This window comes from Streptomyces asoensis, from assembly GCF_016860545.1.
In the GTDB taxonomy this organism is placed as follows: domain Bacteria; phylum Actinomycetota; class Actinomycetes; order Streptomycetales; family Streptomycetaceae; genus Streptomyces; species Streptomyces asoensis.
Genome location: NZ_BNEB01000002.1, coordinates 1,053,985 through 1,061,887, shown reverse-complemented (window position 1 = coordinate 1,061,887; position 7,903 = coordinate 1,053,985). Strand labels below are relative to the sequence as shown.

At 70.7% G+C, this 7,903-nt stretch carries 6 protein-coding genes; 5 read left to right on the top strand and 1 reads right to left on the bottom strand.

The window, feature by feature from the left end:
• The first annotated feature begins 101 nt into the window (after positions 1-101).
• The 4 genes from Saso_RS07825 (at position 102) to sbnB (ending at position 3,959) form a co-directional block, all read left to right on the top strand.
• Positions 102-320, top strand: coding sequence for an MbtH family protein (locus Saso_RS07825; RefSeq protein WP_181809641.1), 219 nt, complete (start codon positions 102-104; stop codon positions 318-320).
• A 173-nt stretch (positions 321-493) separates the two neighbouring features.
• Positions 494-1,777, top strand: a complete 1,284-nt coding sequence (locus Saso_RS07820) for an MFS transporter (RefSeq protein ID WP_189928343.1) — start codon at positions 494-496, stop codon at positions 1,775-1,777.
• Between the two features lie 155 nt (positions 1,778-1,932).
• The gene (sbnA, locus tag Saso_RS07815; RefSeq protein WP_189928345.1) at positions 1,933-2,952 is read left to right on the top strand and encodes a 2,3-diaminopropionate biosynthesis protein SbnA; all 1,020 of its coding nucleotides are present in this window, start codon (positions 1,933-1,935) and stop codon (positions 2,950-2,952) included.
• A complete protein-coding gene (sbnB, locus tag Saso_RS07810; protein WP_189928347.1) occupies positions 2,946-3,959 on the top strand; it encodes a 2,3-diaminopropionate biosynthesis protein SbnB in 1,014 nt (337 codons plus the stop codon). The genes sbnA and sbnB overlap by 7 nt, the downstream gene beginning before the upstream one ends.
• 254 nt (positions 3,960-4,213) lie before the next feature.
• On the opposite strand, the gene Saso_RS07805 is transcribed toward sbnB, so the two are convergent.
• Entirely contained in the window at positions 4,214-5,644 is a 1,431-nt protein-coding gene (locus tag Saso_RS07805) for an endo-1,4-beta-xylanase (RefSeq protein ID WP_189928348.1), read from the bottom strand.
• Between the two features lie 561 nt (positions 5,645-6,205).
• Between Saso_RS07805 and Saso_RS07800 the strand changes: the two genes are divergently transcribed.
• Positions 6,206-7,678, top strand: a complete 1,473-nt coding sequence (locus Saso_RS07800) for a non-reducing end alpha-L-arabinofuranosidase family hydrolase (RefSeq protein WP_189928350.1) — start codon at positions 6,206-6,208, stop codon at positions 7,676-7,678.
• The last annotated feature ends 225 nt before the right edge of the window (positions 7,679-7,903 follow it).

Genomic DNA, 7,903 nt, shown 5'->3' with positions numbered 1-7,903 from the left:
CTTCTCTGGGGTCGAAGGGGGCTGCTGCGGCAGGCTCTGCGGCGCCGCCACCGGTCACGTGAGGTTCGTGACGCGGCAGTTCATCCGAGGGAGGGCCCGCCGTGGCCGAGGAAGACACCGACGAGCGCACCTACCGCGTCGTCCGCAACGACGAGGAGCAGTACTCCGTCTGGCTCGCCGACCGCGAGCTGCCGCTCGGCTGGCATGCCGAGGGCACCGAGGGCAGCCGGAGCGAGTGCCTGGCCCACATCGGCACCGTCTGGACCGACATGCGACCGCTCAGCCTGCGCCGGCAGATGGAGGGGGCGGCGCGGGGCTAGCGCCTGCCCGGCGGACCAGGTCGAAGGAGGACAGCGGTGCCTTGCAGCCCGGGTGAGAGGGTCCGGTGCGTCCGGCTGCAAGACGGAGGAGCGCGTGCCGGACCCCGCGTCTCGGACGCGATCCGCCGGACAGGCCCTGGCGTCCGGCCCGGGCCGGACTTGGAGTGCGACAGATGACAAGCCCCGACACCAGGGTGCCGGCGGAACCACGGCCACCGGACCCACCGGACACGGCCACCGCCGGCCCGGTGGTGCCACTGCACCGCAACCGCGACTTCCTGCTGCTGTGGGGCGGCTCGGCGGTCTCCCTGCTCGGGTCGACGGCCACCACGATCGCCTACCCGCTGCTGGTCCTGGCCATCACCGGCTCGCCGTTCGCCGCCGGCCTGGCCGGATTCGTGACGCTGCTGCCCGCGCTGCTCCTCCCGTTGCCGGCCGGCGCCCTGGTGGACCGCTGGCCGCGCCGGCGGCTGATGATCTGGTGCGACGCGCTGCGCGCGCTCGGCGCGGCGGCCATCGCGGTCGCCGCCGCCCTCGACGTCCTGAGCCTGCCGCTGGTGCTGGCCGTGGGCTTCGTCGAAGGCGCGCTGACGGTGTTCCACGGGCTCGCCGCGCACGCGGCCGTCCCGAACGTGGTACCCAAGAGCCAGCTCTCGCTGGCCCTGTCGCGCAATGAGGCGCGGGGGCGGGCCGCCGTGATGCTCGGGACGCCGCTCGGCGGTGTGCTGTTCGGCCTCGGCCGGGCCGTCCCGTTCCTGGCCGACGCGCTGAGCTATCTGGTCTCGCTGACCGGACTGCTGTTCATCCGCAAGGAGTTCGAGGCCGAGCGGTCGGCCCGCGCCGGCAGCATGGGCGATCAGGTCCGCGAGGGCCTGGGGTGGCTGTGGCGACAGCCCTTCCTGCGCACCACCACCCTGCTGGTGGCGGGGAGCAACCTGATGTTCCGGGCGCTGTTTCTGGTCACCATCGTGCTGGCCACCGACGTCGGCGCGTCCTCGGCGGGGATAGGCCTGATGGTCGGTGTCGCGGGGGGCGGGGGTGTCCTCGGCTCGCTGGCGGCGCCGTGGTTCGCCCGCCGGGTCACCCTGGGCGCCCTGGTGATCGGCGCGAACTGGGCGTGGGCGGTGCTGATGGCCGTGATCGCCTTCAGCCGCGACCCGTTCACGCTCGCCGCCGCCTACGCCGCGATGTGGTTCGTCGGACCGCTGTGGAACGTGGCACTCGGCAGCTACCAACTGGTCATCACCCCGGACCGGCTGCGCGGCCGGGTGCTCGCGGCGATGACCACGCTGTCCAACGGGGCGCTGCCGATCGGCTCGCTGCTCGGCGGTCTGCTGCTCGACTCGGCCGGCGCGCGGACCGCCGCGCTGGCCCTGGCGGGCTGGATGCTGCTGATCGCCGGCGCCGCCTCCCTCGCCCGCTCCGTACGCGTCACGCCCGACGCGCCGGCGCGGTGACCCTCCGGGCCCCGGCCCGGCCCCGGCTCACGCCCGCACCGAACCCGGCCGGGCGGCGGCCGCCGCACCACCCCTCGATCCAGTGCTGACAGGAGGAACTAGCGTGTTCCGCACGATGCTCGGGCCCCGCCCCGATCCGACGGGGCGAGGCCACCATGCCGGAACCTGACGACGGGCCGGCCGGCGTTCTCGGCACGATCGGCGGCACGCCGCTGGTCGAACTCGCCAAGCTCGCTCCGGGGCGGCACTTCACCACCTACGCCAAGCTGGAGGCCTTCAACCCCGGCGGCAGCATGAAGGACCGCTCGGCCCTGGAGATGCTGCGCGGGCTGATCCGGGGCGGCACCCTGGTGCCCGGCCGCTCGGTGGTCGTCGAATCGAGCTCCGGCAACCTGGGCATCGGACTGGCCCAGATCTGCGCCTACTACGGGCTCCGGTTCATCTGCGTGGTGGACCCCCGCACCAACCGGCAGAACATCGCCGTCATGCGGGCCCTCGGTGCGGAGGTGGAAGTGGTGAGCGAGTGCGACCCGGCGACGGGCGAGTACCTGCCCGTCCGGATCCGCCGCATCAACGCTTTGGTCGCTCATATCCCCGGCGCCTACTGGCCCAACCAGTACGCCAACCCGCTCAACCCCCAGGCGCACCGGCGGACGATGCGCGAGATCCTGGAGGCGGTGCCGGGCGGGATCGACTACCTGTTCTGCGCGACGGGTTCCTGCGGCACCCTGCGCGGCTGCGCGGAGTACGTGCGCGACCGGCAGCTTCCGGTGACCGTGGTCGCGGTGGACGCCAGAGGGAGCGCCATCTTCGGCGGCGTTCCGGCACCCCGGCTGATACCGGGCCACGGCGCGGCCGTACGGCCGGCGCTCTACCGCGACGGTCTCGCCGACGAGGTCGTCCATGTGACGGACCTCGACTGCGTGGTCGGCTGCCGGCGGCTCGCCGCCCGGGAGGGCATCCTCGCGGGCGGCTCCTCCGGGGCCCTGGTGGCGGCGGTCGGCCTGATGGCCGACCGCATCCCGGCGGGCGCGCGCTGCGCGGTCGTCCTGCCCGACCGCGGGGAGCGCTACCTCGACACGATCTACGACGACGCATGGGTCGCCCGCCACTTCGGCGACGTGTCCCACCTGTGGAAGGAGACGAAGTTGGCCATGAAGGGGGCATCATGCTGATCCTTGGAGCGGGAGAGGTCCACCAGGTCCTCGACGACGCCGAGGCCGAGGTCGTCGCAGCAGTGCGCCGCGCGTACCTGCTGCACGAGCGGGGCCGTACGGCCCTGCCGCACTCGGTCTTCCTCCGTTTTCCGGACGACCCGCGCAACCGGATCATCGGACTGCCCGCCTACCTCGGCGAGGAGGAGCCGGTGGCGGGCATCAAGTGGATCGCCTCCTTCCCCGGCAACACCGCGCGGGGCCTGGAACGCGCCTCCGCCGCGGTGATCCTCAACTCCATGACCACCGGGCAGCCGGAGGCCCTGCTGGAGGGCTCGGTGATCTCGGCGCGGCGCACCGCGGCGAGCGCCGCCCTCGCGGCGGCGACGCTGGGCTCGTCCGTCCCGGAGACCGGTGTCTCCCTGATCGGCTGCGGCGTGATCGGCTTCGAGATCCTCGCCTACCTCCGGGCTCTGCTGCCCGGCCTCGCCGCGGTCACCGTGTTCGACCTCGACAGCACCCGGGCGGAGTCCTTCGCCGCCCGTTGCCGGGCCCGCTGGCCGGACCTGAGGACCGAGGTCGCCGTCAGCGCGGAGGAGGCGCTCGCCGCCCACCGGCTGGTCTGTTCGGCGACCACCGCCGCCGCCCCGCACCTGACCACCGACGCCTGCCGGCCCGGCACCCTCCTCCTGCACGTGTCCCTGCGCGACCTGACACCGGGAAGCATCCTGACCGCCGTCAACGTGGTCGACGACGCGGACCACGTGTGCCGCGAGTCGACCTCCCTGCACCTGGCCGAACAGCTCTGCGGCAACCGGGACTTCATCACCACCTCGATCGGTGCCGTACTGAACGCGGGAAAGCCCTTCCGACGCGCCGAGGACCGCGTCACCGTGTTCTCCCCGTTCGGCCTGGGCACCCTGGACCTCGCCCTCGCCGACCTCGTCCGCCGCCGGGCCGCGTCACTGGGCCTCGGCACCCGGGTACCGGCCTTCCTGACGGCTCCCGCCGAGGCCGCGGTCGGCTGACCGGCGACGGTGGCGACATCGGCCCCGGCACGGCGACCTCGGCATCCGTCCCACCGAGCAGTGGCCCGCTCCGAGGAACCGGATCCGCACGATCCGGTCCACGGCCGGGCCAGGGACGGCGCCGAGGTCTACCAGGAGGCCCTGCTGCCGCATCCGCCGTCGGCGCCTCGGCGGGCGCCGGCTGCGCTGCGGCGAGCATGCCGATCGCGAGGGTCGGCGCCACCAGGCGGCTTTCGTCCGTGGCGGGGGTCCGCTCAGGTGCGGGTCCAGCGCTGGTTGCTGCCGTTCGAGCAGGAGTAGAGCTGGATCAGGGTGCCGTTGGCGGTGCCGGCTCCGACGGCGTCGAGGCAGAGACCGGACTGGACGCCGACGATGGATCCGTCGGAGTTGAGGCGCCACTTCTGGTTGTCGCCGCCCCAGCAGCTGTAGATCTGGACCTTGGTGCCGTTGCCGGTGCCGGCGGCGTCCAGGCACTTGTTGCCGTAGACCCTGAGCTCACCGGCGGTGGTGTACGTCCACTGCTGGTTGGTGCCGCTGCCGCAGTCCCACAGGTTGAGCTGGGTGCCGTCGGTGGTGCCGGCGCCGGGCACGTCCAGGCAGCGGCCCGAACCGACGCCCTTGATCTGTCCGGAATCCGCAGGAGGTGTGGAGGTGCCGCCGTTGAGCGCGTTGAGGACGGCGGTGTAGGCGGGCTTCTTGCTGCCGTTGCCGTTGAACAACAGCGGCGTCTGCTCCGCTCGCCAGGAGTCGGTGTCGCGCACACCCCAGACGGTGATGCCGAGGCAGCGCGGGACGGCCAGGCAGTCGTTGGTCACGTTGGCGTACGTCGTGGCCGCGGCGCCCTGGATGTCGAGTTCGGTGATGGCCACGTCGACGCCGAGGGCGGCGAAACTCTGAAGGGTGGTGCGGAAGTTGCTGTTGTACGGGCTGTCGTTGTTGAAGTGCGACTGGAAACCGACGCAGTCGATCGGCACGCCGCGCTGCTTGAAGTCCCGGACCATGGCGTACACGCCCTGGGTCTTGGCCCAGGTCCAGTTCTCGATGTTGTAGTCGTTGTAACAGAGCTTGGCGGCCGGGTCGGCGGCGCGCGCGGTGCGGAAGGCGACCTCGATCCAGTCGTTGCCTGTGCGTTGCAGGTTGGAGTCGCGCCGGCCCCCCGAATTGCCGTCGGCGAAGGCCTCGTTCACGACGTCCCACTGGGCGATCCTGCCCTTGTAGTGAGCCATCACGCCATTGATGTGGTCGACCATCGCCTGGCGCAGCGTGCTTCCGCTGAGGCTCTGCATCCAGCCGGGCTGCTGGGAGTGCCAGGCCAGAGTATGACCGCGCACCTGCTTGCCGTTCTGCACCGCCCAGTTGTAGACGCGGTCACCGGCGGCGAAGTTGAACTGGCCCCGCTGCGGTTCGGTGGCGTCGATCTTCATCTCGTTCTCGGCCGTCACCGAGTTGAACTCACGGCCCGCGATCGTCGTGTACGCCGAGTCGCCCAGCCGCCCCGAGGCGATGGCGGTGCCGAAGTAGCGGCCGCTCTGCGCCGCCGCGGCGCCGAGCGTGGTCTCGGCGGCTTGTGCGGTCGGCGGCGCGACCAGTACGGCGGCCGCACCGAGGACGCCGGCGACCAGCACCCACAACAGGCCGCGGATCTTCCGGCGGACAACGGATTCGGGAGGGGCGTACGTGCCCATGACTGTGCCTCCAAGGTAGAGATCAAGGGGAAATGCGTCGTCCGTCCCCACTCGGCAGACGGACAGGGCGGGCCGGAACCCGGGCGGCCGTCGGGTGACGTACGGCGGCGGTGTTCCCTTGCGCAGGGCCGACGTTGTTCGAAAACTCGAACCATGGCCCGTTTCCCAGACACGGATGATTGAGCTGTTGACGATGGATCGTCAATACTTCCCGCAGAATATGTTTCGGCTTGGCGACCGAAATATTTCGAACTTCCGCCGAGCCGGAAGGCGAATTTTCGGCACCTCCGTCGACGGCTGCCACCGCGGACCGACGAGCCGTATCCGCAGTTCCCAGCGCGGATCCGGCTGGCGCGACGACCTGTCAGGCCCAGAGAGGCTGCGTTGTTTTGTGGACAGATCGGCGACACACCTTGACCGGAGAGCCCCGCGTTCCTAGCTTGTGGCGTCGAAGCATCCGGAGAGCTATTCGAAACATTCGAGAAATGCCCCTGTCTCTCGGCACGTCCACTCCGCGGTGCATCGGGTCACCTCACCCCCACCCCCGAAGGAGGCCCCGTGATGTGGTTTCGCCGCCCGTCCCCGCTCCGTCCAAGAAGCCTGCTCGCCGCCCTCGCGCCCTTGCTGCTCGTGGCCACCTTCCTCGGCGCCCAGCCGGCCGGAGCGGCCACCGTGGACCCGGGCGCCTCGTACGTGCTGGTCAACCGCAACAGCGGCAAGGCCCTGGACGTCTACAACCTGGCGACCGACGACGGCGCCCGCATCACCCAGTGGACCAGGAACGATCAGAACCAGCAGCAGTGGCAGTTCCTCGACTCCGGAGGCGGCTACTACCGCATCAAGTCCCGCCACTCCGGCAAGGTGCTGGACGTCTACAACTGGTCCACCGCGAACGGCGGCCCGATCGTCCAGTGGGCCGACCAGAACGCCACCAACCAGCAGTGGCGGCTGGCCGACAGCTCCGACGGCTACGTGAGGCTCATCTCGCGCCACAGCAACAAGGCGCTCGAGGTGCAAGGCGCCTCCACCACCGACAACGCGAACATCGTCCAGTACGACGACTGGGGCGGCGCCAACCAGCAGTGGCAGCTGGTCAAGGCCGGCGGCGACAACCCCGGCCCGTGCGCTCTCCCGTCGGCGTACCGCTGGACGTCGACGGGCGCCTTGGCGCAGCCGAAGCCGGGATGGGTCTCGCTCAAGGACTTCACCGTCGTCCCCTACAACGGCAGGCAACTCGTCTACGCGACAACGCACGACACCGGGACGAAGTGGGGGTCGATGAACTTCGGCCTGTTCACCAACTGGTCCGAGATGGCGTCGGCCGGCCAGAACACGATGTCGGCAGCCTCCACCGTCGCGCCCACGCTCTTCTACTTCGCGCCGAAGAACATCTGGGTGCTCACCTACCAGTGGGGCAGGACCGCCTTCTCCTACCGGACGTCGAGCGACCCCACCAACCCGAACGGCTGGTCGTCGGAGCAGGCGCTCTTCTCCGGGAGCATCTCCGACTCCGGAACAGGACCCATCGACCAGACGCTCATCGGTGACGGGACCAACATGTACCTGTTCTTCGCCGGTGACAACGGCAAGATCTACCGGGCCGTCATGCCGATCGGAAACTTCCCGGGCAGCTTCGGCACGTCCTCGGCAGTGGTCCTGAGCGATACGCGGAACAACCTGTTCGAGGCCCCGCAGGTCTACAAGTTGCAGGGCCAGAACCGCTACCTCATGATCGTCGAGGCGATCGGCTCGCAGGGCCGCTACTTCCGCTCGTTCACGGCGACCAGTCTGGACGGCTCATGGACACCCCAGGCCGCGACCGAGAGCAGTCCCTTCGCCGGCAAGGCCAACAGCGGCGCCACCTGGACCAACGACATCAGCCACGGCGAACTGATCCGCACCGGCCCCGATCAGACCATGACCGTCGATCCCTGCAACCTTCAGTTCCTCTACCAGGGACGCAGCCCCGGCTCCGACGGCGTCGACTACGGCCTCCTGCCCTACCGGCCGGGTCTGCTGACATTGCAGCGCTGACGGCGTGACACGGGTCCGGCTCCGGTGCGGAGCCGGCGGGGCGGACTCGGCGGAAGGCCGAGCCCGCCCGGGTCACGCGACACGCCGGCGCTCGTACGGCGACGCGGCACAGGGTCGGGCAACGCTCACCGGTCCGAGGGCCGTCCCGTGGCGATTCCCCCCTCCGTCGCAGCCGGACGCGACGTCGGGCGAGTACCAGCAGCAGACGACGAACCCGGGCGGCCG

Coding starts and splice junctions, on each gene's coding strand:
- sbnB (WP_189928347.1), top strand. CDS start 2,946: ATGCTGATCCTTGGAGCGGGAGAGGTCCACCAGGTCCTCGACGACGCC.
- Saso_RS07800 (WP_189928350.1), top strand. CDS start 6,206: ATGTGGTTTCGCCGCCCGTCCCCGCTCCGTCCAAGAAGCCTGCTCGCC.
- sbnA (WP_189928345.1), top strand. CDS start 1,933: ATGCCGGAACCTGACGACGGGCCGGCCGGCGTTCTCGGCACGATCGGC.
- Saso_RS07805 (WP_189928348.1), bottom strand. CDS start 5,644: ATGGGCACGTACGCCCCTCCCGAATCCGTTGTCCGCCGGAAGATCCGC.
- Saso_RS07820 (WP_189928343.1), top strand. CDS start 494: ATGACAAGCCCCGACACCAGGGTGCCGGCGGAACCACGGCCACCGGAC.